Raw genomic sequence first — 25248 nt, 5'->3', positions numbered from 1 at the left:
GATATTCTTATATCCTGTTGTATGTTAATTAATGAAACTAACAATTAAGACAATGCAGAGACTACGTATTTTAGTTATATTAATACTTCTTTCTTTGATGCCTCTTTATTCCCTTGCCGTTCTGAATGAAGGACAATATGCATTCCGTTCACTTGATATCAATAATGGATTATCCCAGAATACGGTCCATGCCATCCTTCAGGATAAACAAGGATTTATGTGGTTTGGGACGAAGGATGGTCTTGACCGGTATGATGGTATCTCTTTTCGGACTTTCATGAAAGAATCCGGAACCTTGGGCAATAATTTCATCACTTCTTTGTATGAAGACAATCTTGGGCAAATATGGATTGGGACAGACGTAGGCCTATATGTCTATTGCCCACAAATGGAAAAGGTCAGGCATTTTACTCTGATAAGTAATTCAAACATAGATATAGACTGTACGGTCAATCTGATAACTGGGGACCAGAAAGGAGGTATCTGGGTTGTAACTCAGACGCGGGGAATCTTCTATTACAATCCCCAGGATAGCCAGTTGGTTAATTATCAGTCGGACGGGTCCGGTACTCTGAACCTTAAAACTTCCGGCCAACTCTATTTTGATTCGGACGATGTCTGCTGGTTGGACATACGTGATGGAAATCTGTATTATTCAAAAGACAAGCTTAAAACTTTAACTCCGATTTTTCCAGAAGATTCAAAAGTGTCTTTCAGAGATGAATACATCTATAAATTGCTCCCCGGACCCTATAATTGCATGTATGTGGGAACTGTATTCGGACTGAAAGAAGTGAACCTAACTAATAAGACTATCCGTACCCTTCTTTCCAAGGATGAATTGGGAGGTGATATTTATATCAGGGAACTTGCATTTTATTCAGATGACGAATTATGGATAGGAACCGAATCGGGACTTTATATCTATAATCTGCACACGGCAAAAATCATCCACTTGCAGAACGTCAACGGTGATCCCTATTCAATCTCTGACAATGCCATCTATTCGATTCTCAAAGACCGTGAAGGCGGAATGTGGATAGGGACTTATTTTGGGGGTGTGAATTATTACCCCCGGCAATATACCTACTTTGATAAAGTCTATCCCCAGAAAGAATCAAACAAAATGGGAAAAAGGGTGCGGGAGTTTTGTGCCGCCCATGACGGCACACTCTGGATAGGTACAGAAGATAAGGGGCTTTTCCATTATTATCCTAGTACTGGAAAAATCGAACCGTTCATTCATCCGGATATTTATCATAATGTTCACGGATTGTATTTGGACGGAGATTATCTGTGGGTTGGGAATTTTGCAAAAGGATTGAAGCGTATTGATTTGAGGACATACGCTGTAAAGCACTATGATAATATTGCAAGTGATATCTTTTCTATCTGCCGGATAACTGCGGGCGATCTGTATCTTGGAACAACAATAGGATTGTTTCGGTACAACCCAGATACGGAACGTTTTAAACGCGTCCCCGAACTTGGGTGGACGTTTGTTTATTATATAAAGGAGGATAAGCAGGGGAATTTATGGCTGGCAACTTATGCCGATGGCGTCTATAAAAAGAATGTCCGTACAGGTGGTTGGGAACATTTCGTACATGAGGAAGCAGACTCGTCCACCCTTCCATCCAATAAGGTGCTGAGTATTTTTGAAGACAGTCAAAATCAGCTATGGTTTACCACACAAGGAGGTGGCTTCTGCCGCTTTGTGCCTTCCGCCAACACCTTTGTCCGTTATGACGGTATCGGTCTGCCAAGCAACGTCATTTATCGGATTGAAGAAGATGAAAAGGGATTGTTCTGGGTTTCAACCAATAAAGGGCTGGTGCATTTTAACCCGAAGAATTCCAGTTTTAAAGTGTATACAGTTGCTAATGGGTTGCTGAGTAACCAGTTTAATTACCAGTCCAGCTATAAGGATAAGAATGGACGGATTTATTTTGGCTGTATTAACGGTTTCATCTCCTTTGCCCCCTCCTCCTTTATTGATAATGATTTTTTACCCTCTGTTTTGATTACCGATTTTATGCTCTTTAATAAAAAGGTGGTAGTCGGAGAAAAAGGCTCTCCATTGAAACAAAGTATCACTTTGTCAAACCATATCGAACTTCAGTCAAATCAGAATTCGTTCTCCTTCAGGATAGCTGCGATAAGTTATCAGTCACCGAGCATGAATACACTGCTATATAGACTGGAAGGGTATGATTCCGAATGGCATACAGCGGGTAAGGGCCCTATTACGTATTCCAATTTACCTTATGGGACATACATGTTACGCGTGAAAGGTGCGAATAGTGATGGTGTATGGAATCCAGATGTACGCACATTGGGGATCAGGATATTGCCCCCGTTTTATTTATCCGTATGGGCATACCTGATTTATATCCTATTGATACTCGGTACATTTTTCGCCCTCTTCTTTTATTTAAGGAAGCGTACTATTGAAAAGCAGCGTAAAGAGATGGAGAAGTTCGAACAGGAAAAGGAGCAGGAACTCTACACCACTAAGATAGATTTCTTTACAAATGTGGCACACGAAATCCGTACTCCTTTAACACTGATAAAGTGCCCATTGGAGAATGTACTTGCTGATAGGGAACTCTCCGAAAATGTAAGGATGGAATTGGAAATTATGGATCAGAACGTGGAGAGGTTACTGAACCTGATAAACCAATTACTTGATTTCCGTAAAGCGGAAAATAAAGGTTTTAAATTGAATCCGAAAGAATATAATATCGGTACTATCGTCCACTCTGTTTATAAGTATTTCACCACTTTGGCAAAGCAAAGGGGAATTAAACTTGAAGTAGAAGTTCCAGAGGAAGAATTGTTGGCTTCTGTTGACAAAGAGGCTTTGACCAAAATTCTCAGTAATCTGTTTGCTAATGCATTGAAATATGCCCGGACATACGTTTATCTCCATTTGTCTGTTGATGAGAAGAATGAGGTGTTCACTATCTCTATGAGTAATGATGGGAATATAGTCCCTATCGAAATGCGTGAAAATATTTTTAAAGCCTTTGTCCAATACCGGGACGGGAAAGATATTGTCTCGGGCACAGGCATCGGATTAGCTATGGCTCGTTACTTGGCAGAGTTGCATCAAGGTATGCTGGTGATGGACCGGGAGCTAGATTGTAACCGTTTCATTCTTTCCATTCCAATATTACACCAGACACTTCCGGATGATTCGGAAGAACAACATAAGAAACCTGGGTATGATGATGAAGATCGTGAAGTTTCTGATAAAGATAAAAGAGAGGTTGCTTCCATATTGGTTGTAGAAGATAATAAGGATATGCTTGCTTTTGTGTTCAGGCAATTGTCTTCATTGTATCATGTACTGATTGCGGAAAATGGGGTCGAGGCGTTGGACGTTCTTGAACAGAAATCTGTGGATCTGATAATAAGTGACATTATGATGCCTCTGATGGACGGGGTTGAATTATGCAAGCATCTGAAACAAAATCTGGACTATAGTCATATTCCTGTAATATTATTGACAGCTAAAACTAATCTGGAATCAAGAATCGAAGGACTTGAAGAAGGGGCGGATGCGTATATTGAAAAGCCGTTTTCTATGGAGTATCTTCGTGCCAATGTAGCAAATCTGTTGAGTAATCGGGAAAGATTACGCCGTCACTTTATTGAATTTCCTTTTATCAAAGCAGATGCAATGGCGCAGACAAAGGCCGATGAGATGTTTATTAGCAAGTTAAATGAGTATGTATTACGCCATCTTGATAATACGGACCTGCAAATTGATGATATAGCGGATGCAATGAATATGGGACGTTCCAACTTTTACCGGAAATTGAAAGGAATCCTAAATATGAGTCCGAACGAATATCTCCGCCTTTTCCGTTTGAAGCAGGCAGCTTCCATACTGAAAGAAGGAACCTATGGAGTGGTGGAAGTCTCTTACATGGTAGGGTTCAGTACCCCCTCCTATTTTTCAAGCTGTTTTAAAAAACAGTTCGGAGTACTGCCTAAAGATTTCATATCGCACTAGTAATATGTATTTTGCTTTAAATTTTATAATATCAGGTCATTTTCTGATATTTTATCCGAGTTGTTCCGGGTAATTTTGCAAATATATTAACAACTAAATTTGATGTATGACAAGGTATTTACTTTTTTTTGCCAGCCAGCCTTCGGGCGGAAGAGAGAGTTGTTTTCCTATCGTATATATAAACGATTCTTAGTTTGAGAATTTGTACTGTAATTTATATAAAGTCAAAGAAATAATTATAAAATAAATTGCACACACAATGAATAATAGAAAAGAAAATGAACAGAGTTGTATAGTAATGAATAAAAAAGAGGGTACATCGTGCATTACGACACACCTCCCTGTATTTCAGAGAAAAATCTACACTACTAATCAAAAAATCTATTGATATATGAACTGTAAAGTAAAACAAGGATGCCTTACCAGCGAAAGCTGTTGCATCCTGTTATGGTTAGCCTTCACATTATTTCCCGTTTCCGTTGTAACGGCGGCAGATAATAGAAAGATCGACGAGAGCCAGCAAAAAGAAGTAAAAGCAGAAATGAAAGGATATGTGGGAGACGAAAACGGAGAGCCTGTTATTGGAGCTACCGTATTGGAAAGTGGAACGCAGAACGGGGTTATAACAGATGTGGACGGTATATTCACTATACAGTTGGCAAAGAACGCATCATTGACCATTTCATATGTTGGGTACCAGAAGAAAACGGTAGTGGTAAAAGATAAGAAGTTCATTTCCGTTAATTTGACTCCGGACAGGAGTATGATGCTGGATGAAGTGGTCGTGGTCGGTTTTGGCAAACAAAAGAAAGAATCCCTCGTGGGAGCTGTGCAGGCAGTGAAGCCGGAAGACCTGAAGATGACATCCAGTAATCTTAGTACTTCATTTGCCGGGAACGTTCCAGGTATCATCGCCGTACAAACACAGGGTGAACCAGGCTCTGATGAGGCGAAATTCTATATACGTGGTATATCAACTTTTGGTTCGAATACCTCACCGCTGATCATACTTGACGGTGTGGAAATCAACGCTACGATGATGAACAATATTCCTCCAGAATCTATCGCGTCGTTTTCTGTGCTGAAAGATGCTACGGCAACGTCCCTATACGGCTCACGGGGGGCTAACGGAGTTATCATCGTTACTACCAAGCAAGGACAGCTTTCCGAGAAAATGTCTGTAGATATCCGCTTTGATAATACTTTCTCCATGCCTACCTATGTGCAGAAAATGGCAGATGGCCCGACTTACATGGATATGTATAATGAAGCCGTTTATAATCAGGCTATTGCCAATAACCAAGAGTATGAGCCTTTCTATAGCCGGGATAAGATAGATAAAACACGTGCCAATGCAAATCCCTACCTGTTCCCAAACAATGACTGGTACAGTATGTTGTTCAAAGACTTCGCCGTTAATCAGAATTTGAATATCTCCATCAAGGGCGGAAGCAAAAATGTGGATTACTTCCTGAATGCTGGAATCTTCTATGAAAATGGTATCATCCGGCAACCCAAGGAAGATAAGCTTGATGTGGGTATGCGCAACAAGAAATACCTGTTTCAGAGTAATGTGACAGCCCGTGTTACCTCTACGACGAAAGTGGGGCTAAATATGAATACGCAGTTGTTCTACCACCATGCCCCCAAAACAAGTACCCGGAATTTGTTCGCCTATTCCATGCATGGGAATCCCGTACGTTTTCCTGCTACACTTCCTGCTGAACCAGGGGATACATACATCCGCTACGGTAGCAATGATCCGTGGGATGTGGGAAAATCAGAGCCGAATCCTTACGCCAAATTGAGTGAAGGTTATACGGAACGAAATTATGTCTATATGACGACCGCTTTCAATCTCGAACAGGACTTGAAGTTTGTCACACCAGGGTTAAAACTCACCGGACTGGCATCTTTCTATAATTACAGTTTTAACTGGCTGGATCATTGGATTGTACCTTTCTACTATAAAGTATCTGATGACTATACGATGGATGATCAGGGAAACTACCTTTATAAGACTTCGACTATCGGTGAGCCGGGAGAACCTTATCTGAAGAGCAATTCCGGGCGTGATCCGACAGAGAGTGTCTGGTCTTTACAGGGAGCGCTGGACTACTCACGCCAGTTTGGTGGACATGATGTGGGAGCTACCCTTGTTTACCACATGAAAGAAACCAAGAAAGTGAAGGACGGCGGAGCTGAAAAAGATCTTCTTCCTTACCGTGAGCAAGGGATGGCCGGACGTCTGACCTACAGTTTTGGTCAGCGTTACCTGCTTGAGGCTACCTTTGGTTATAATGGCTCGGAGAATTTCAGAAGCGGGCATCGTTTCGGATTCTTCCCTGCGATTGCCCTAGGATGGACTATTTCTAATGAAAAGTTTTTCCAACCGTTAAAAAAAACAGTTTCCACTCTGAAAATCCGAGCTACTTATGGATTGACCGGAAATGATGCGCTTGCCACTCGCTTTCCCTATGTAACAGAAGTCAGTATGAATAATAATTTGGATTGGTGGACTGGTAGCGGTACCCGCGTGAATGGGCCGCTTGTAAATATTTATGGTAATGCGAACGCTACATGGGAGAAATCGAAAAAGCTGAATTTAGGTGTCGATATGACCCTTCTTGAATCTATGGATATAACCATTGATTATTTCAAGGAAGACCGTAGTGGAATTTTTATGCAACGTTCGTCCGTCCCTTCAACAATGGGAGTGACAGGTATGCTGCCTTATGCCAACATTGGCTCGGTAAAGAATAAGGGTGTGGATATGAGTGTAGCATACAGCAAAGTAATTGGCAAAGATTGGGTGCTCCGCCTGAACGGTAGTCTGACCTATGCACATAATGAGATTACGGAGATAGACGAACCGGTGAATGTAGAACCCTATTCTTCAAGAATCGGACACCCGATAAACAGTATTATGGGATATGTGTCTGACGGATTGTTTACTTCTCAGGAGGAAATAGACAGATCTCCCAAACAGTCGTTCGGAAATTATACGGTGGGAGATATTAAATATAAAGATCTGAATGGTGATAACGTGGTGAATGGTTATGACAGGACGATTATCGGCAATCCTGAAATTCCGGAGATTATCTATGGTTTTGGAGGAACGTTGAAGTATAAAAAGTGGGATTTGTCTCTGTTTTTCCAGGGAGTGGCCAAAGTCAGTTTAATGATGAGCGATATTCATCCGTTCAGCGAAGCGGGCCATAAAGGATATAACATTGCACAGTATATCGTTGATGACCACTGGTCGGAAAGCAATAATGTAGCCGGTGCCGCCTATCCCCGATTATCACCCGAATTTATCACGAACAATGCGCAAACCAGCACTTATTACCTACGTAACGCAGCTTTCCTGCGCCTGAAGAATGCCGAACTGGGCTATTCCTTCTTCCCGTGGCTGCGTGTGTATGCAGCAGGTACTAATTTGCTGACATTCTCTCCGTTCAGTACCTGGGATCCTGAAATGGGAAGTGGGAATGGTTTGAAATATCCGCTACAGCGCACGGCCAAGATCGGGATTCAGTTTCATTATTAATTAAGAACAGAATAAGTTATGAAAAATATATATACAAAGTTATGCCTGTCGGCAATCGGCTGTTTAATGATGGCATCATGTGATTTTCTTGATGTGGTTCCGCAAGGTACTGCTACCGTGGATGATATCTACCGGACACAATATCAGGCTGAAGGAATGGTACTGTCTTGCTACGCGAATATCCCTAACTATTTCCATCCCCAACAATTTCCTGATTTTACCGGAGGAAACGAAATCATAACGAGCAAAGGAGGAACAACGCGCTGGTTTCATTTCCGCAGTCTGGTTTATGGGGAAGAATCCCCAACAACGACTTATTACTCATTATGGAGCAATACAGCAAAATCTTATCCGCAGGGTGCTGTGAAGAAAGCAGTATGGGAAAGTATCCGCAATTGCTATAATGTGCTTAATAATCTGGATAGGGTATCGGACATTACCCCCGAAAACCTGAGCTGGTGGAAAGGTGAAGCGCTGTTTTTGATCGGGTATTATCATCAGATCATGCTGGAGTACTATGGACCGATAGTTATTATTGACAAGGAAATACCAATGGAAAGTTCTCCGGCCGAGATGATGACCTCCCGTTCTCCTTATGATACATGTGTCGATTTCATTGCCAATAAATATTCGGAAGCAGCTAGATTACTTCCTGGCGTATGGGATTCAAGTAAGAGAAACAGGGCTACCTCTTCTGCTGCCTTGGCTTTCAAGGCTCGGCTGTTGCTTTATGCCGCCTCGCCGTTAGTCAATGGGAATAGTGAGTTTTATTCCGACTTTAAAAACCCCGACGGCACTTTTCTGATTAACCAGACTTATGACCGGGAAAAGTGGAAGAGAGCGATGGATGCTGCCAAAGAGGCCATAGACCTTTGCGAAGAGAACGGTTACAAACTTTATGGAAATTCGACCAATGACTTGGAGCAAGGGAAGAAAAACTATCATGAAGCCTTTGTCGGTGATGGGATCAGTGGTAGCGGATTTAACTGGAATGAAGTCCTGTTTGGCTTTGCTGAACAGGGAACTATTTCCTACTGTATCAAGAATATGGCTCCTCGTGTTGAATTTACAAGTTATTCGACCAAAGGTTTTAGAGGGTCCTTATTCCCGACGTGGGATTGTGTGAGTAGGTATTATACCAAGAACGGTCTACCTTGGGCAGATGACCCCGAGACTAAGAAGCTTGATCCGTATTCCATTGCACCAGGTGATAGTACGGTACGTTTTCACAGGAATCGTGATCCGCGCTTTTATGCCTCTATTGGCTTTGATCGTGGAAATTATGACGTGCAGGGAAAGACAATAGTGCTCAAATGCAGACGTGGTGAAATGCAGCAGAATAATGGCAATGCCAAGGATGAGTATCAAACGGACAACGGTTATTATTGTCAGAAATGGGTGTCTAAATATGATACCTATAATAGGACTACCGATCAAATAACCTACAACCGTTGGTGCTTTCCTTATATGCGTCTGGCCGAACTCTATCTGAGTTATGCAGAAGCGGATTTCGAATATAGCGGCACACTGAGTACTGCCAGTCTGTCCTATTTGAATAAAGTACGTGAACGTTGCGGATTACCTACCTTTGCAGATTCATGGGCAAAAGCCGGTGGTATTCCTTCAGGAGAGAAGTTGCGCGAAATATTACATGATGAACGCTCCATTGAATTGGCTATGGAAGGCAGACGTTTCCATGATATGCGCCGTTGGAAAATTGCCCATACTGAAATGATGCGTTATCAGAAATCCTGGACATTATCCGGAAAAACCGCTGATAGTTTTTATAAACTTACGGACATGAAAGAAACCGGCGTTCGTAATTTTACCGCTCCCAAGAACTATTGGCTTGCTATTCCACAAGATCAGATAGAAGTAAATCCCAATCTAGTGCAGAATCCGGGATACTAGAGAATCAGCTCTTATATAACTAACAATTAGAGGAAAGGACAAAATGAAAAAGGTAATGTGTTTATTGGCAATTATGTTTATGATTGCCAATACTTCGGCACAAACACGGGTGATTGCCCATCGTGGTTTCTGGAAAACCCAAGGATCAGCACAGAATAGCATTACATCTTTGTTGAAAGCGGATTCTATAGGATGTTATGGTTCGGAGTTTGATGTCTGGCTGACAAAAGATAATGGTTTGGTGGTTAGCCATGATGGGATTATTCAAGGGCATAAGGTTGAAGAGTCCACTCTGAAGGAATTAACCGGGTTATGGTTAGCGAATGGAGAATGCGTACCCTCCTTAAAAGAGCTTCTGGAAACAGCTAAGCGGAAAACATCTTTGAAGCTGGTGCTGGAGTTGAAAGCTCATAGTAAACCCGAACGGGAGATAAAAGCTGTTGAAGAGATCGTTTCGATGATAAAGAAGATGGGACTCGAACCCCGGATGATATATATCACCTTTTCGTCTCACGCATTAAAGGAACTGATCCGTCAGGCTCCCACAAGCACTCCTGTATATTATCTGAAAGGGGACTTATCTCCACAACAACTGAAAGAATTGGGTAGTGCCGGACCGGATTATCACTTCTCTGAATTTTACCGTTATACCGATTGGATTGAAAGTTGCCATGCCTTGGGGCTAAAAGTGAATGTATGGACGGTTAATAAAAAAGAGGACATGCAATACTTTTGGGATAAAGTCGACTTTATCACTACAGATGAGCCGTTGGGACTGTTGAAAGATATAATGAAGGTCAAATAGATATATTTTCTGAGATAATGTATAGTCCAACTGATTACCTTTAATAATCTGTTGATTATTTATGTTTTTGGAAAATGAGTTTCAAGTTTTCAAACGACTGTTCATGTTGATACAGTTGAATGCTGATTGAAAACAAAACAATAGCGGAAACAATGAATGTCAATCTTGTATAAGAAGGCAAACGTCCAAATTTATAGTTCAGCTCCATTAATCGAACTGAATAGGGGTATTTATTAAATAATATAAAATTAGCCAACTAATTCATAGCCAAATTATTGCGAATTAGTTGGCCTTTTTGTATCTTTAGGTATTCCGTGCGACAAGAAGTCGTACAAGTAATTGTTCAGCACTGTGCCTGAACCTATTGTTCTGTCAATAGTAGTCTAAAGAGGCGTGCTTTACCAGTCATGGTTTAGTGCGAAGCCCTCTTGACAATGCAGTCCTTTACAGAAATATCCAATGTATAGGCTGTTAGGCTGACTGATATGAGTAACATATGTGAATCGCTACACCATCGTAATAAAGAAATAGCTTACGGATATTTATAAGCTATAGCCAAAAGGTGGGTAGTCAGGATAGTCTTTTGGGAATGTAAGGCTACACGGACATCATACTGGCGGTGGAGGGGCGGGCTCTAAGTCGGGCGTCAGTTACTTGTACGGAACTTGGTAAACCCGTATTTCTCCTGTCTATGTCAGGCAGGTAAGCCAATTGCAAGAAAAGCCGAATGTGGTGCGGGTAAAGGATTGCGGAGAAAGTGAATGATTCTGTGTAATGCGGAGGATAGAGGTTTAAACATCACCCCATGCGAAATCAGGCAGACTTCCGCAGGGTAATTCTTTGTGAAACGATTGTAGAACTTTAATAAAATGAAGAAACTGCAAATGAGCAAGGCAAAAGCCGAGTGTGCATCTTTAACCGTACGAAACACGACATGAAAAGATATCGATTCTTCCAAATATGAGCGTAAAGTGAGAAAACTGCAGGTCCGAATAGCAAAGGCCCACAAAGAAAAGAGGTACAACAAGGTAAAGGCCTTACGGTACCTACTTGCCACTTCCTACGAAGCCAAGGCATTGGCGATAAGGAAAGTAACTTCCAATAAAGGTAAACGTACGGCAGGGGTTGACCATATGAAGTGGGACACTGATGCCAAGAAAATAGAAGCTATATGTTTATTGAAAAGGAGAGGATATAAGGCCTTCCCGCTGAGGAAGGTCAACATAGCCAAAGCAAATGGCAAGACAAGATCTTTGGGAATACCAACCATGAAGGACAGAGCCGTGCAGGATATATCTTATGGCTTTAGAACTTATAACTGAAAGTGAAGCGGATGCGAACTCATATGGGTTCAGAAAGTTTAGAAGTACTGCGGATGCAATAGACGCACTTCATAGATGGTTGAGTAGAGACTGTTTACCACAATGGATACTGGAAGGTGACATTAAGGGTTGTTTTGATCATATTAATCATGAATGGCTTCTCAACAATGTGTAGATTGACAGGCTGGTATTAAGGAGATGGCTGAAAAGCGGAGTAGTATTTAATTGCAAAGTATCAATAGATACGCTACACTTTTTCTTTTCGTTGGCAAATCTTAATCCGTATCTTCGTTGCATGAAAGAAGATATACGGATGCGCCAAAAATGGCTTGAGCTATACGTCGAAACGGGTTCTGTGACAAAAACTGCCCTTCGGTGCGGGATTACCCGTTCCACGTTATACCGTTGGATAAATTGCGAGAAAGAACAAGGCAAGTCGGAATTGTCCGATAAGTCTAAACGTTCATCAAGACTTGCCAATATGAAGATAACACCTGAAATTGAAACCATTATCCTTAATCTGTGCGTGAGACAAGAAGATGGGGAGCGCAACGGATTGCCAACTATCTGCTTAGGAAGAGAATAAAGCTCTCAGGCATGACGGTGTGGCGTGTGTTGAAAAGCATCAGGTCAAAGCTGTTGTGAAACGTTGCGAGAAATTTATTTCTTCTTCCAGCCGATTTTTTCCATCGGCAACATCCGGATAACCATATACCCCCGCCGTTGTTCATAGCGGCAGGAAAAACATGCCTGACGGCGATACGTGACGCACGGCACTCAAACCCTCTATTCCAACGTGAAACTGACCGCAGAGAGGGATGCCGCCACGGGCGACCTCGTGTGGAAGTCCAAGGACAACACGACACTTGTGGGGGGATTGTCGGATGAGCACTACTACCTCTACTATCCCTACTAAACGGATATGAGCGGAAAGACTGCCACTCCCACAGGCTCAGCCTTGACCGACACGGAATTCTTCGCCCCGTTGGTTTCCGCTTGGCAGCCTCAGGACGACCAAAGTACTCATGCGGCATATACCGCCTCCGACTTGATGACTGCCGAAGGCTCCGCAACGACAGGGGAAGACAACACCCTCCACCTCTCTTTCACCATGAACCATCGTATGGCATTGGCCGTCATCGAGATGCCGAATACCGTTAAATACAAGTTTACCGACGAGAGGATTCCTGATTACGCCGTGTCACCCGCCACTACATTCTCTGGCATTGCCCAGCCGCTGCGCGTGAACGATGGTACATACCGCTACTTGGTGAATCACGCGACTCCCGCACCGACTATCGAAGGACATTATGACGAGGGAAGCAAGGAGTTCACCATAACCCCGTCCGGCCTTTCTACCGGCAGTTACAAGAGATACAAGGTGGACGGCGCGGTGACAACTGTAAAGGACTACACGATGCAACGGGGAGATTACCTGCTCGCCGACGGCAACCTGCTGCCTAAGGGTACTACCCTGACCGAGGAGCAGAAGGCAAGCGTGGCGGCCATCGTCTTCTGGACACCGGCAGAGACCAATCCTGAAGGACGGATCACGCCGGCGTCTCTGGATTTCGACAAGATTATGGTGAAAGAACATCCCAATTGCACCCATGGCCTTGCCGTGTCGATTAAAGATGCTCCGGGCAACGTCTCGTGGCAAAACGTTAACGACTGGGTGGCGGATTTTCAAAGAGGAACAGATTTCAATCCTGTCGATAAGGATGAGTACGTAAACATTGCCACTGGTTTCGATGCGACCGGCAACATAAACAGGATACTCGGTTACCAGAACACGAAAGTGCTGTGGGCGTATAACGGATATTGCAAGACAAACGGCAAAACCGATGCCTTGGTCAATCCTGCTGAGGTCCTGAAAACATTTATCGCAAATAATCCAGCCCCGGCAAACAGCACCGGATGGTTCTTGCCGTCGGTAAAGGAACTGCACATGCTATGTTATAAGGATGTCGATAATATTGCGTACACACGGGACAACACAGAGACGAGGGATATAGTCGAAGTCTCCATCTCCGCCGTTGGCGGTGACGCATTGTCACCGCGCAATAACCATAAACGTTTCTGGTCTTCTTCGGAGAGCCCCAGTAATAAGAATGGCGCTTTTAGCGTGTATTTCTACAATGCCTTCGCACAGCTCAGCGAAAAGGACGGCGCACTCAATGTGCGTGCCGTGTGCGCTTTCTAACCACATAAAACAAAGAAAAATAACGATGTGAAAGGAACAGGATATTCCGGACGATGGATGCGCATCAGCGGCTGGTAGCCGATGTTGATGCTCGCGGGCGGGCTACTCGTCTCTTGCGGCAAGATGGAAACGGGAGAATCTACTACACGTTTACCCGATGGCAAGTACCCATTGCGACTGACAGCGGAGGTGGCGCAACCGCACCCCCGTGCCGGCGGCAAGGAGATAGGAGTGATGCTGGATGGCATGCTCAGCCTCCAAAGGTACGTAATGGACGCCTCGGGCAATACTGTCCCAAAGGATGCTGAAAACACCATTTACCGGAAGAGCACTACCGAGACATGTGTCACGGCACGGACTCCGAATGCCGATATCGACCAAAGTGGCGGGTATGCCGGCTTCGGCCTTCTATACGTCACCGTAGTGGGAGGTTATGACCAAGCCGTCAGCCTCCGTTTCAACCACCGCATGGCAAAAGTAGAGTTCACGCTCATGGCGGGCGAAGGTGTCACGGAGGAAAAACGAATGAAATAGACGTGGTGCAGACGGTGCCGGGCAACACCTGGATTGATGGCGGCGAGGAGAATGTGGCGGTAGCCAAAACAATACACTACACTGCCGATGAAGTGAAGGCTGGGGACTACATCTATTCGGGCAGGAGCACTTCGGACGGCGGACTGCGCAAACGCTATCCCAATGGGAAAGCTCAGGTCATCGCAGACCCGAAGCCGCAATCCGTAGCGGGCAAGACGGTCGCCGGTGTCGTCTTCTGTATACCGAAAGACACTGACCCCACAGGCAGACTAACCCCAGCCCGACTTACTGATGATAAGATTATGATGAAAGATTTTCCGAATGCCGAAATTTGGAATTATATAGTCAACCCATCCCTCGTCGCTGCCGGCGGTCCGACGCCAATTTATACCACCTCTTACTGGTCGTCTACGGAGGCATATTATAGCCCTAACAATGCATATGCCATACACTTTCCAGATGCCACTCTGGAAAGTAATGATAAGTACTTATAAAGTTAGGTTTCTGGCCGTGTGCGCTTTTTAATCACATTAAAGAAAGAAACTGTAGCAAAGCATTCTACATTCGATTCCGGCGGCGGTGCTCCTATCGCTTGCCGCCTGTACGCAAGAAGAGCTCCCGGGCAACCAAGACAAGGCGCAGCAACTTACTTTCTCCGTTACCGATGGTGGATATACGTCGGCTGTTCGCAAAACCACCCGTACTGTGGAGAATGGCTGCCAAACCAAGTTTTCCGAAGGCGGGGCCTGCGGCCTATACGTGGTGCGGGGCACTCAAACAGTCTATTCCAACGTGAAACTGACAGCCGAGAGGGATGCCGACACGGGCGGTCTCGTATGGAAAACTGAAAGTCCGACACCGCTCACAGGCGGGCTGTTGGACGAACACTATTATTTCTACTATCCCTATCAGGCACGAGCCTCAATACTGGGGCAGGGCGGCTGTTCGCCTTCATCATTACGGTGAACGAGTTAACCGTGCCCGGCTTGTCGGTGCGGAGCGAAACATACACCATCTCCGACAATAAGACCTGCCATATCCTGGAGTCTGTCTGCCCGTGATGTTATCCTCTCATCGAATTCCTGTACTCACTCGGGCTCATTCCATAGTACTTCCTGAACACCTCCCTGAAATATCTGACATCGGAGAACCCCGAGTCATCCGAGATTTCCGTTATCGAACAGTCTTTTTCCCTGAGCAGTTGTGCCGCATATTGCAGCCGCATGGAGCGGATATAGTCAGCCGGGGCATGGCCGGTGAGCGCCTTCAACTTGTTGAAAAATCCGGTGCGGCTCATGTTCTGCATGCCACAGAGCATGTCCACACAGAAACCGGGGTTGTCGATATTCTTCATGACGCATTCCCTTACGGAGGCCATGAATTTCCAGTCCCGGGTATTGTGGCAGTCCGGCGGAACCTGTCCGACTCCGTCCTCAAGACCGGCGTATGCCCGTTTGAGCAGTGCCCGGTTTGCCAGTATGTTCCTGATATTCGCCCTGAGCACGTTTATGCTAAACGGTTTGGTGATATAGGCGTCAGCTCCGTTTTCCAGCCCCTCCAGCATGTCCTTCTCATCTCCCAAGGCGGTCAGCAGCATGACCGGGATATGGGATGTCTCAATATCGGATTTGACGGACGCGCAAAGTTCGTCCCCTCCCATTTCAGGCATCATAACGTCCGAAAGTATCAGGTCCGGATTGTATTCTCTCGCCACAAGCAGCGCGTCCCGTCCGTTGGAACAGGTTTGGACCAGGTATTCCTCTTTCAGCAGCCCCTCAAGGTAGGTCCGCAAATCGTCATTGTCCTCCACAATAAGAATACGCTGCCGGTCCCCGCCGGTCATTGTTGGAAGGATCTCACGCATGGGGCCGCAATCCGGTCCCATGCGGGTTTCCCCGGTATCCTGTTTCCTGGGCGAAGCAACGGGGCATGCCTTGTCAAGGCGTCTGCTCCTCAGGGGAAAAATAACACATACCATGGTCCCCTTCCCCTCGGTACTGGTAACGCGGACCCTGCCTCCGTGCAGCCTTACCAGCCTATGTACCATCATCAGTCCGACACCGTTTCCCGCCACTTGCAGATTGACGGCATTACTGCCCCTGAAATGGTTCCTGAACAGTTTCTTCCGTTCCTCAGGTGGAATGCCAATCCCCGTGTCTTCCACTTCCACACCCCATACATGCCGGTCCGCGAAGGCACGGACCTGGATACTCCCGCCCCGTGGAGTGTACTTCAGTGCGTTGGACAGTATATTCTTCAATATAGAGTCCATTTTGTCCTTGTCAAACCGGACATTCAGGTAAGGGAAGCCGCTCTCACGGGTGATATCGATGTCCCTGATGGAGGCATATGTGCGGAATGCCTCACAGGTCGTCTCCAGATAACTGTTGAGCTCATATTCCGAGACATGAAGTCTCAAGGTGTAGTTGTCCGTACTCTCGAAATCTATCAGGCTGGTGACCAATCCCAGAAGTCCGTCCACGCTTTTCAGGGCCATCCGTACATTGTCCATCCCCTCCGCCTTCACCATGTCTTTCTCCACCACCTCTTCCAGCGGAGCCTTGATCAGCGTAAGCGGAGTACGGACATCATGGGCAGTATGTATGAAGAAGCACGTCTTTTCGTCTGATATCCTTTTCTGCCTGCGCAACATGGCAACGCGAAAAGACACCACCCCAGCCAACACACACAATGACGCATATCCGGCAATGGCCCATGTACCCGCCCACAGCGGCCGGGCGACACTCAGACCGAGGCTTCTTTCCTCATACACCTTGTATTTCTCCTCATTGGAGACGGCACGGATACGCAGGGTGTAGTTGCCTGGGGGCAGGCTCGTGAACTGTATCCGCCCGCTCTGGACCGGATGGCTCCAGCCCTCGTAGAGCCCCTCCAATTTCCATGAATATAGGATGTTCGAGGGATAGTCGTAGTTGATGGAGACAGCTTCCAGGGAGAAGGTATTCTGGTCATATGCAAGTTCCAGCCTGACGGTATTGTCAATATCCTCCCTCAAGGGGGATCCCTTGTCCCCGGGATAGACGGGGCGGTAGGAGATCATGAAATCCCGCAGGAGCATCCGAGAAAAATGCGGGGCGGGTATCCTCATGTCGGAGGGGAACATGACGGCTCCGGTGTTACTCCCGAACACGAAGCTTTCCCCGTGCCGGAAAGTGGATACCCCGGCATTGAGGCATACGCTTGCCAGCCCTTGTTCTGCCGTCCAGTTTCTGAAAGTGCCGCTCTCACGCCGGAACAGGGCCACGCTGTTTTCGGTCCCCAGTAGCAGGGTGCCGTCCGCACGGGGGACAATGGTATGGATGTTATTGGATATCAGGGCGCAGTTCTCGGTCTGGTATTGGCGGACGAACCTGTCCTCCACGCTGTCATAGACGAGAAGTCCCGCCCCGCCGGTGCCGATATACAGGAGCCCGTCCGGTGCCTGGTACAGTGCATAGACATGAACCGCCTCGACTGGAAAGGCGATATGTCTGCAGGTCCCCCCGTGCCCGTCAAGCAGGTACAACCCCATGCCGGTACCGATCCACATCCATTCCGGAGCCTTCTCCAGTATGGCGGTGATGGGGCCCGGGACCGGGTACAGGCGTACTGTGCCGTCATGGGGATCGAAACGTTTGAGATTGTGGCAGCCCCCTGTCCATATACATCCTCCGGAATCTTTTCCGATGTCATTGATATACTGGTCTGGACGCCCCTCTGCTGCAAAGGAGGGGGGAAAGTATTCCACCCTCCCGGTTTTCTTTTCGATCCTGTACAGGCCCGAAGCGTACCCGCCGGCGCAGATGACACCCGGCGAGACCTCGCAGAGCGTCAGGAAGATATGGTTCCCGCCATCCTGTATCCCATCGGACCGGCTGAGAAAGGAGCGCCACCGTCCTACCGCAGGCTGCAGCAGGCTGATCCCGTTGCTGGTGGCGAACCACAAGTCGCCTTCGCTGTCTTCGATGACATCATGCACCTGATCGTTAACCAGCGACCGGCTGTTGCCCGGTGAGTGCCGGAACCATTCATAGCTCTGGTAGCGGTTATTCCGGATTGTGACTCCGGCGGGGTAGTTGGCAAGCCAGATACGGTCCCCGCCATCCACATAAATGTCATTGATATTGTCTCCGTTCATGCCGTTGTGGCTGGCGTAGTCGGCGGTTATATAGGGTTTGGGCACTAGCGAGTCCATATCCATCCTGTATACCCCCCTTCCGCCCGTGGCTATCAGCAGCTCCCGGTCATTGAGAGGGGTGATCCGGTTGACGGCCACATTCCGCAGCGTACTGCCTGCGGACACTCCGTATACAAGTATGCCCTTCCTGAAGGTTCCCACGAACAGTTTCTTCGAACCGGGGTGGTAGTAGAGTTCGCTGACCGGCGTCCGGATGCTGTCCGTGTCCGCAAGCGCCTCAAGGACACCGTCCCTTTCCCGTACCGGAAAAAGTCCGTTCACGGTACCGATGAAAAGGTTTGTACCGTCCGTCTCGCTGATAGCGGTTATATCACCTCTTAAACGGGAGACCAGCCGCTGCGCAATGCCTGTGCGGGTGTCATAGCGGATGATATGGTCACCCTGACAGAGCCATATGCGGTCCCCACGGTCCATATAGGCGTAACAGAGCATGCCCGTGGCGAAGTCATCCTGAAGACCGGGTATCCTGTATACCATCCGGAAACGGTCATGGAGGGTGTCGTAATGGAAAATACGGCCTTTCCTTCCCACAACCCACAGCGTGTTCTCCGTGTCGGTGTAGAGCCAGTTCAGATTGACTTGCGGGGCCACCTTCAGATTGCCGTCAAGAACAGTGTAATGCCTGATCCGCTTGCCGTCATAACGGTCCATCCCCTCCTGGGTGAGGAACCACATGTATCCCCTCCCGTCTTTTTGGATACGGTAAATCCTCCGGTTACTCAATCCGTCCTCTATTCCCAAGTATTTATATATCTGGGCTCCGCACATGGAGGAAATTCCCAGCATGAGGAATGCGGACAGTATTCTTCCCATATTCCGAACACGTGTCATTCTGATGTAAATTAGACAACAACTGTTGCAAATATATAAAAATATAAATTAATATACAAATTTAAACATAACCTCGGATGTCGGCATCAGGCGGTATGTCCTCAATGTCATGTACCCCGGAAAATAGCTGCATACGGGACCGGCCCATGATATGAACATATTCCGAGAGGCGGTTGTTCAATTGACCCGACGGAATTATGGCTTGCCGGGCTCGGGACTGTCCGCAAGGGTACGTTGGTCCGGTGTGCGGAATACCATCCATACCTCCGGTCCGAATTTATATCCGCGGGTGGTACAGGTGCCGGTCGAGGTTTGGCAGCCCCCAATAAAGCGGGCCGAATTGTTTGTAAGCACTCTTACCCTCATGCCCGATTTATAGATAATCTTCCAACAGTAAGAAGTTATAATTCGCATTTAAGAACAATGGCGGGCATTTCTTGTTAATATTATAATCATATAAAAGAGGCGCATCCGTTAGTGCCAGATTTGTTCACCACTTTCATCGTTGCGTATCGTATTGCGAGTTGTCCGTATCAGATGTTTATCCCCTCTTTCTTAAGACTTCCTGAGAACTGCCTGGGAAAGGACGGCTTTCCGCATTGCGACTTCATCCACAGCCCTTGGCGGTATAGCCATGCCTTTCACGGGGACTACGGTTGATTCATGCGACACAGCAGATTCCGGTGCTATAACAGGGTTGCCTACATACTTGTGCCTCTTTTCAGCTTGCTGTCCAGATCCGAGTTGCGCACTTTACCCGCAGGTTGGACGGTTGTACATAACAATATTGATCTTTTTGGGGGCTAAAAGTCGAATATCCCCTTAAAGTAAGCGCCTGAGTAAGTACATCTTCTACAGTTCATTTTCCCTCCTTACTTTTGCTGCAAAAAAAATAATATCCTATGATGCAGCGACGTAAACACATGATGAGCAGAGAAAAATTTATCTCCGTTCTTTTCCGTCAGCAGCAGAGTGGTTTGTCCATTGCTGATTTTTGTGAGAATGAAGGTTATAGCCGTAGTAGATTCTATCTTTGGAAACAAAAATACGGTATAACGGAGCGGGAGTTATTGGCAGAAGCCTCCCGCTTAGGGGTTAAAGACAGCTTTGTCCCCATAGTAATCAATGGCGACACGCCATCCCCCGGTATATCTCACGAGGCTCCCCTGCCATCTCCCCAGCCTAGCGTCCCCTTTCCCTTGAAAGGAAAGGACAGCTCTGAAATATCCTTGGAATTACCCAACGGATTGAAGTTGAAGTTTAAAGGGTCTTCCGGCTGTGAAGCTGCCCTGAATCTGATCTCTAAAATATATAATGCCAATGTTCTGCCTAAATGACAGCATGAGATATTTCCTGTGCCCCGGTTATACGGACATGAGGAAAGGTATGTTCACTCTTTGCGGCCTTGTGCATGAGAGGATGGGAGGCGACATCAGAAGTGGGGAGGTATTCATTTTCTACAACCGTTTCCGGACCAAGATAAAATTGCTCCATGCCGAACCGGGCGGTCTGGTCCTTTATGAGAAACTGCTTGAAGAAGGCACCTTCAAGATACCCGCCTATAATCCTGCCACCCGTTCTTACCCCATGACCTGGAGTGACCTGGTCGTTATGGTGGAAGGCATCAATGAAGATGTCAGCAAAGGCAGGCAAAGACGGCTTTCCAATTTGAAAAAGCATTGGTAAAACAGTTGTAAACAAACAGCTTGAAGGCTTGTTTTTCTTGTTGTTTTTGACTATCTTTATATCATCAAAAAAAAGATATTGAATGGCAAAAGAAGATGCAACCGGACAAGCTGTGGAACCCTCAATGGAGCAGCTGCTGGATATCAACCGTAAACAGAGTGAGATCATCTCAGCCCAGGCAAGGACCATAGAAGAACTCCGGGGTACGATAGTTGAGTTGAACGCCTCCCTGGCATGGCTGAAGAGGAAGGTGTTCGGAAAGATGAGTGAGAAATGCAAGCCTGTCGATAACGGAGACCCGAAGCTCCCTTTTGACTATGGCGACCTGGAACAGATAGAGGCGGAAATCGAAGATGCCCGGAGCAGGGCGGCTGAACAGATTACCGTCCCCAAGTCCCGGGCCGCCAATAAAACGCCGCGCCGTAACCGGGTCGTCATGGATAACCTTCCGGTTGTAACAGTCGTCATCGAACCGGAGAATGTCGATTTAAGCAGATACGTCAAGATAGGCGAGGAACATACCAGGACCCTTGAGATGAAACCCGGCTACCTCTATGTGAAAGACACGGTACGTCCCACATACGCCCTGAAAAATGAAATGGAGGCCGTTGATAACGGAGAAAAGGCTGTAATAACCGCTCCCATGCCACTGATGCCCATATATAAAGGTATGCCAGGGGCTTCCATGCTCGCTGAGGTCCTTTTACAGAAATACGAATATCATGTCCCGTTCTACCGACAAGTGAAACAGCTGGAACATCTGGGTGTGAAACTGTCCAAAAACACATTGGACGGCTGGTTCAGACCGGTCTGCGAGCTTCTCAGGCCACTTTATCTGGAACTCAGGAAGAAAGTACTGGCCGCAGATTACTTCCAGGTTGACGAGACCACGCTTCCGGTTATAAACCACGACAGGCATAAAGCCGTAAAAGAATACATCTGGATAGTCCGAGCGGCTGTGCCGCGTCTGCCTTCTTCCATTACGACAACGGATCGCGTTCACAAAAAGTTGCGGTCAGGCTTTTGAAAAACTTCAAAGGATATCTCCAAAGTGACGGCCATCCCATTTATGACGCCTTTGAGGATGGGGAGGACGTATGTCTGTGTGGGTGTCTCGCGCATATCCGCAGACATATAGAGCTGTGCAAGGAAGAAAATCTGGAATATGCCATGCAGGGACTCAAATTTATCCAGGATATGTATAATGTGGAATAACATGGCGGATAAACAGGAACTCCCGTATGAAGGACGTGCTGAATTACGCCAACGTCTATCCAAGCCGATGCTTGACAGCTTTGAACTCTGGCTTAAAAACACATACCCTAAAGTTCTAAAACGAAGTCTTATGGGAAAAGCCATAGCCTATGCCTACTCCCTGCTGCCAAGAATGAAACCGTATCTCCATGACGGAAGAATTTTCATTGACAACAATCGCTGTGAGAATGCCCTGAGGCCACTGGTCATATCAAGAAAGAACATGCTGTTCTGCGGAAACCACGAAGCGGCTGAGAATACGGCTATAATCTGTTCCTTGCTTGGCTCATGTAAGGAACGTGGTGTCAACCCCAGAGAGTGGCTGAATGATGTGATCAGTAAACTCCCCTATTATCTGGCTCCCAAATCAGACAGAGACCTGAAGGAACTGCTACCGGATGTATGGAGAAAATAATCAGGACAGTTCCGGGAAAATGCAGGAAAAAACGGGAAAAAGCGAGACTGACACTCAATGACAACCCTGAGATAAGTTGGTATATGGAAATTGAGATGCACTTACAATGGAGTGCATCCCACTGAAAAATTGAATGCACAAGATGTAGTTGAGCAGTCGCTTACCCCTTAAAAACAAGGAGCTGACGCATGTGTACAGCCCCTTATTTTTTGTATAGCCCGGCCTCCTCTGGCATATTGCCGTTGCTTCCATCTGTAACAAGCAAAATCAGAATCTATATGCGGAACTTTTTGTTCCCGTAGCTGAGAAAGTCCTTCGTGGCATATTTCACACTGAATGGTCCGTAGTCACCGAGAGCCGAATGCGCAATTTGCTTGTCCGGTTCTGTCACATGCTCGACAGGTTCTCCCGTAGTATCAGTATCCTTGTATGACATAGGCTGCATGCTGGCGATGGCTGACCCGGTAGCCGCCGCACGCAATTTCCTGAACGCATTGGAGAGGATTCCGTCCATCATTGACCAGTACAAGGCGAAGAACGAGGTGCAGGAAAAGGAGGTCTCACAGTTGTAGGAGATAGCCGGGAAGGTATGGAAGAAGGAGGACGAACTGAAACAGTTGAAGTCCGAACTTGCAGCACTCGACCGAAAGATACAGTTGGAGCTTGAGCCGCCTACGCCCGAAGTCGCCGAAAAGGAGAATGACGGACAGGAGGTCAAACCGGATGCGGAAGGTGTACGAAACGTATCTCCACAACACACCGAAGATGTGCCGCAGATACGCAGCTCGGTGAATGAACGCAGTCCGTCTGGCAATTTTATTGCCGACCACATCATCATCGGGCGGCCGGGATTCAACGTCCGTGACGAGTGCAAACCGAAAGGTATAAAAATGTGAACGAGTGTGCGGATATATATGGCAGGATTGGGAACATACCATTCCTTTTCCTGCTTTTTCCATCAATATGACATAATGGCAAGGATACCATACAACAAGCCCTCGATTATATCAAAATAGGGTGTTGAAAGTAAATCGTCATGGCAAATCCGCCATATATTCAGTATTTTCGCTAATTTTGCATTCAAAATAGTTAGGCATAATAAAATGGAACCATCTATATACAGTTATTCACTTTGTATTGCGCTACCGTTGATGTTGTTCTTCGGCTTTTATTTTTTGTTGGCTCCAACCTCGGAAAAAGCCATTTTCAATAATTATCTGCGTTCCCGGCGAATTATGGGGGTAGCCATACTGTTACTTGCCGCCAACTATTCGGTACATTTCTTTTTTGGAATCAGGTTCAAGAATACCGATGCCGCCATCCTGATGAACCTGTCCACCTATTTTTTGTGCTACTGGTTGTTCAGTTCGGCCCTCACCACTCTGCTTGACCGCTTTTATATCACCAAACGTCGGTTACGGACGCATATCTGTCTATGGATACTGTTTTCCATCCTTTCCGGCATCGTTCTGCTGTTGTTACCAAAAGGTGGTTTACAGACAACGGTGATGTTTGCCTTGGCCGCATGGTTGGTTATCTATGGGCTGTTCTTGACCCGTAGGCTTCTCCGGGCCTATCACAGGGTCATCCGCATTTTCGATGACACCCGTGCGGACGACATCGGTGCCTATATCAAATGGCTTTCCATTTTCACCTACTGGGCTGTCACATTCGGGGTGGGATGCGGACTGCTGACATTCCTGCCTGATGAATACGTCTATATCTGGATTCTGTCATCGGTACCGTTTTACATTTATCTCTTCCTTTGCTATCTGAACTATCTGCTGTTTTACGAACAGGTGGAAAACGCGATGGAAGATGGCATGACTTCTGAAGAGGAAGACCTGTGTGACACCACAAACCGGGAACAGGCACAGAGGCAGGATACTCCTTTTTTCCATGCCGAAATAGCGAAAAAAATCAAAGGTTGTATCGATGCGGACGGTTATATCCGGCCCGGCCTTACCATAAAGGAGCTTTCAGATGTGCTTCATACCAACCGTACCTACCTGTCCGGGTACATCAAAACTACGTATGACATGTCGTTCCGCGATTGGATTATCGGACTTCGTATAGAATATGCGAAACGTCTGCTTGCGCGATATCCGAGGTTGACGGTTGCCGACATCTCCGAGAAATCCGGTTTTTTGTCACCAAGCCATTTTATAAGGCTGTTCAAGGAAAATGCGGGCTGTACCCCTAAATGGAGGAAAACAGAGGCGGAATAATACGGTGTGTTATGGATGGAGGAATAGCCCAAACGACAAAAAATAGCCTAAACTACAAAACTAAAATGTTCTAAACCACAAAGATGTGCGATTCTGACAATTGAGACAATTTTTATAGGCAAGAATCGGGCTGAATTTAAATCTTTTCGCTTATTTTGCACTTGTCGGTTGAGCCTGCGTCATCTCCAAAAAGAGTAAAACAGGGTTTTATGGGTGATTTTAACGTGTGTAAAAGAAAATGCTACCCAAATAACTTCAAATAAAGACAACTCTATTTCAAGCGGCAAATG

17 protein-coding genes and 2 pseudogenes are annotated in these 25248 nt (G+C 46.4%); 16 read left to right on the top strand and 3 right to left on the bottom strand.

Annotated features, from left to right (window positions below; genetic code table 11):
• Positions 1–52 precede the first annotated feature (52 nt).
• The 11 genes from H8S63_RS07835 to H8S63_RS07785 all read left to right on the top strand — a co-directional run bounded on the left by H8S63_RS07835 (position 53) and on the right by H8S63_RS07785 (position 15312).
• Positions 53–4021, top strand: coding sequence for a two-component regulator propeller domain-containing protein (locus tag H8S63_RS07835; RefSeq protein WP_004318650.1), 3969 nt, complete (start codon positions 53–55; stop codon positions 4019–4021).
• A gap of 391 nt (positions 4022–4412) precedes the next feature.
• Positions 4413–7571, top strand: coding sequence for a TonB-dependent receptor (locus H8S63_RS07830; protein ID WP_004318652.1), 3159 nt, complete (start codon positions 4413–4415; stop codon positions 7569–7571).
• A gap of 18 nt (positions 7572–7589) precedes the next feature.
• Positions 7590–9482, top strand: a complete 1893-nt coding sequence (locus H8S63_RS07825) for a RagB/SusD family nutrient uptake outer membrane protein (protein ID WP_004318653.1) — start codon at positions 7590–7592, stop codon at positions 9480–9482.
• A 43-nt stretch (positions 9483–9525) separates the two neighbouring features.
• A complete protein-coding gene (locus H8S63_RS07820) occupies positions 9526–10287 on the top strand; it encodes a glycerophosphodiester phosphodiesterase family protein (RefSeq protein ID WP_004308129.1) in 762 nt (253 codons plus the stop codon).
• 971 nt (positions 10288–11258) lie between these two features.
• Entirely contained in the window at positions 11259–11609 is a 351-nt protein-coding gene (locus H8S63_RS07815) for a reverse transcriptase N-terminal domain-containing protein (RefSeq protein WP_004308130.1), read from the top strand.
• Entirely contained in the window at positions 11587–11784 is a 198-nt protein-coding gene (locus H8S63_RS07810; protein WP_008775183.1) for a reverse transcriptase domain-containing protein, read from the top strand. The genes H8S63_RS07815 and H8S63_RS07810 overlap by 23 nt, the downstream gene beginning before the upstream one ends.
• Positions 11785–11904: 120 nt before the next feature.
• Positions 11905–12195 (top strand): helix-turn-helix domain-containing protein, encoded by a 291-nt coding sequence (locus H8S63_RS07805; protein ID WP_008771115.1) that lies wholly within the window; start codon positions 11905–11907, stop codon positions 12193–12195.
• A 336-nt stretch (positions 12196–12531) separates the two neighbouring features.
• Complete coding sequence (locus H8S63_RS07800; RefSeq protein ID WP_004308132.1) at positions 12532–13812, top strand: fimbrillin family protein; 1281 nt, start codon at positions 12532–12534, stop codon at positions 13810–13812.
• Between the two features lie 81 nt (positions 13813–13893).
• The gene (locus H8S63_RS07795) at positions 13894–14346 is read left to right on the top strand and encodes a hypothetical protein (protein ID WP_004312652.1); all 453 of its coding nucleotides are present in this window, start codon (positions 13894–13896) and stop codon (positions 14344–14346) included.
• 2 nt (positions 14347–14348) lie between these two features.
• Positions 14349–14840 (top strand): hypothetical protein, encoded by a 492-nt coding sequence (locus tag H8S63_RS07790; RefSeq protein WP_004318655.1) that lies wholly within the window; start codon positions 14349–14351, stop codon positions 14838–14840.
• An 85-nt stretch (positions 14841–14925) separates the two neighbouring features.
• On the top strand, positions 14926–15312 hold the full coding sequence (locus H8S63_RS07785; RefSeq protein WP_004312651.1) for a fimbrillin family protein: 387 nt from the start codon (positions 14926–14928) through the stop codon (positions 15310–15312).
• A gap of 97 nt (positions 15313–15409) precedes the next feature.
• Here the strand turns inward: H8S63_RS07785 and H8S63_RS07780 are convergent, their stop codons facing one another.
• Complete coding sequence (locus H8S63_RS07780; RefSeq protein WP_004308134.1) at positions 15410–19375, bottom strand: ATP-binding protein; 3966 nt, start codon at positions 19373–19375, stop codon at positions 15410–15412.
• Positions 19376–19570: 195 nt separating this feature from the next.
• Positions 19571–19741 (bottom strand): hypothetical protein, encoded by a 171-nt coding sequence (locus H8S63_RS07775; protein WP_008643590.1) that lies wholly within the window; start codon positions 19739–19741, stop codon positions 19571–19573.
• A gap of 536 nt (positions 19742–20277) precedes the next feature.
• Between H8S63_RS07775 and H8S63_RS07770 the strand changes: the two genes are divergently transcribed.
• The 3 genes and pseudogenes from H8S63_RS07770 to H8S63_RS20315 all read left to right on the top strand — a co-directional run bounded on the left by H8S63_RS07770 (position 20278) and on the right by H8S63_RS20315 (position 22730).
• On the top strand, positions 20278–20712 hold the full coding sequence (locus tag H8S63_RS07770) for a hypothetical protein (RefSeq protein WP_004308135.1): 435 nt from the start codon (positions 20278–20280) through the stop codon (positions 20710–20712).
• Positions 20713–20716: 4 nt separating this feature from the next.
• The gene (gene tnpB / locus H8S63_RS07765; protein WP_074759520.1) at positions 20717–21061 is read left to right on the top strand and encodes an IS66 family insertion sequence element accessory protein TnpB; all 345 of its coding nucleotides are present in this window, start codon (positions 20717–20719) and stop codon (positions 21059–21061) included.
• Positions 21062–21143: 82 nt separating this feature from the next.
• Positions 21144–22730 (top strand): annotated as a pseudogene (locus tag H8S63_RS20315) (IS66 family transposase).
• A gap of 274 nt (positions 22731–23004) precedes the next feature.
• Here H8S63_RS20315 and H8S63_RS07755 read toward each other — a convergent pair.
• The gene (locus H8S63_RS07755) at positions 23005–23175 is read right to left on the bottom strand and encodes a hypothetical protein (protein ID WP_004308139.1); all 171 of its coding nucleotides are present in this window, start codon (positions 23173–23175) and stop codon (positions 23005–23007) included.
• A 1-nt stretch (position 23176) separates the two neighbouring features.
• On the opposite strand from H8S63_RS07755, the pseudogene H8S63_RS20025 reads away from it, so the two are divergent.
• Together H8S63_RS20025 and H8S63_RS07745 are read left to right on the top strand one after the other, a co-directional pair.
• Positions 23177–23626: pseudogene (locus H8S63_RS20025) on the top strand (DNA methylase); the annotation flags it as partial.
• A 207-nt stretch (positions 23627–23833) separates the two neighbouring features.
• The gene (locus tag H8S63_RS07745; protein ID WP_004318663.1) at positions 23834–24958 is read left to right on the top strand and encodes a helix-turn-helix transcriptional regulator; all 1125 of its coding nucleotides are present in this window, start codon (positions 23834–23836) and stop codon (positions 24956–24958) included.
• The last annotated feature ends 290 nt before the right edge of the window (positions 24959–25248 follow it).

Origin of the sequence: Bacteroides sp. NSJ-39 (genome assembly GCF_014287315.1) — a bacterium.
GTDB classification, from domain to species: domain Bacteria; phylum Bacteroidota; class Bacteroidia; order Bacteroidales; family Bacteroidaceae; genus Bacteroides; species Bacteroides finegoldii.
This window is presented reverse-complemented; position numbering and strand designations above follow the sequence as displayed.

What these genes read in the sequence shown, in the direction of transcription:
- H8S63_RS07835 (WP_004318650.1), top strand. Translation starts at nt 53, where the DNA reads ATGCAGAGACTACGTATTTTAGTTATATTAATACTTCTTTCTTTGATG.
- H8S63_RS07830 (WP_004318652.1), top strand. Translation starts at nt 4,413, where the DNA reads ATGAACTGTAAAGTAAAACAAGGATGCCTTACCAGCGAAAGCTGTTGC.
- H8S63_RS07825 (WP_004318653.1), top strand. Translation starts at nt 7,590, where the DNA reads ATGAAAAATATATATACAAAGTTATGCCTGTCGGCAATCGGCTGTTTA.
- H8S63_RS07820 (WP_004308129.1), top strand. Translation starts at nt 9,526, where the DNA reads ATGAAAAAGGTAATGTGTTTATTGGCAATTATGTTTATGATTGCCAAT.
- H8S63_RS07810 (WP_008775183.1), top strand. Translation starts at nt 11,587, where the DNA reads ATGGCTTTAGAACTTATAACTGAAAGTGAAGCGGATGCGAACTCATAT.
- H8S63_RS07805 (WP_008771115.1), top strand. Translation starts at nt 11,905, where the DNA reads ATGAAAGAAGATATACGGATGCGCCAAAAATGGCTTGAGCTATACGTC.
- H8S63_RS07800 (WP_004308132.1), top strand. Translation starts at nt 12,532, where the DNA reads ATGAGCGGAAAGACTGCCACTCCCACAGGCTCAGCCTTGACCGACACG.
- H8S63_RS07795 (WP_004312652.1), top strand. Translation starts at nt 13,894, where the DNA reads ATGTTGATGCTCGCGGGCGGGCTACTCGTCTCTTGCGGCAAGATGGAA.
- H8S63_RS07780 (WP_004308134.1), bottom strand. Translation starts at nt 19,375, where the DNA reads ATGACACGTGTTCGGAATATGGGAAGAATACTGTCCGCATTCCTCATG.
- H8S63_RS07775 (WP_008643590.1), bottom strand. Translation starts at nt 19,741, where the DNA reads ATGAGGGTAAGAGTGCTTACAAACAATTCGGCCCGCTTTATTGGGGGC.
- H8S63_RS07770 (WP_004308135.1), top strand. Translation starts at nt 20,278, where the DNA reads ATGATGCAGCGACGTAAACACATGATGAGCAGAGAAAAATTTATCTCC.
- tnpB (WP_074759520.1), top strand. Translation starts at nt 20,717, where the DNA reads ATGAGATATTTCCTGTGCCCCGGTTATACGGACATGAGGAAAGGTATG.
- H8S63_RS07755 (WP_004308139.1), bottom strand. Translation starts at nt 23,175, where the DNA reads ATGCAGCCTATGTCATACAAGGATACTGATACTACGGGAGAACCTGTC.
- H8S63_RS07745 (WP_004318663.1), top strand. Translation starts at nt 23,834, where the DNA reads ATGGAACCATCTATATACAGTTATTCACTTTGTATTGCGCTACCGTTG.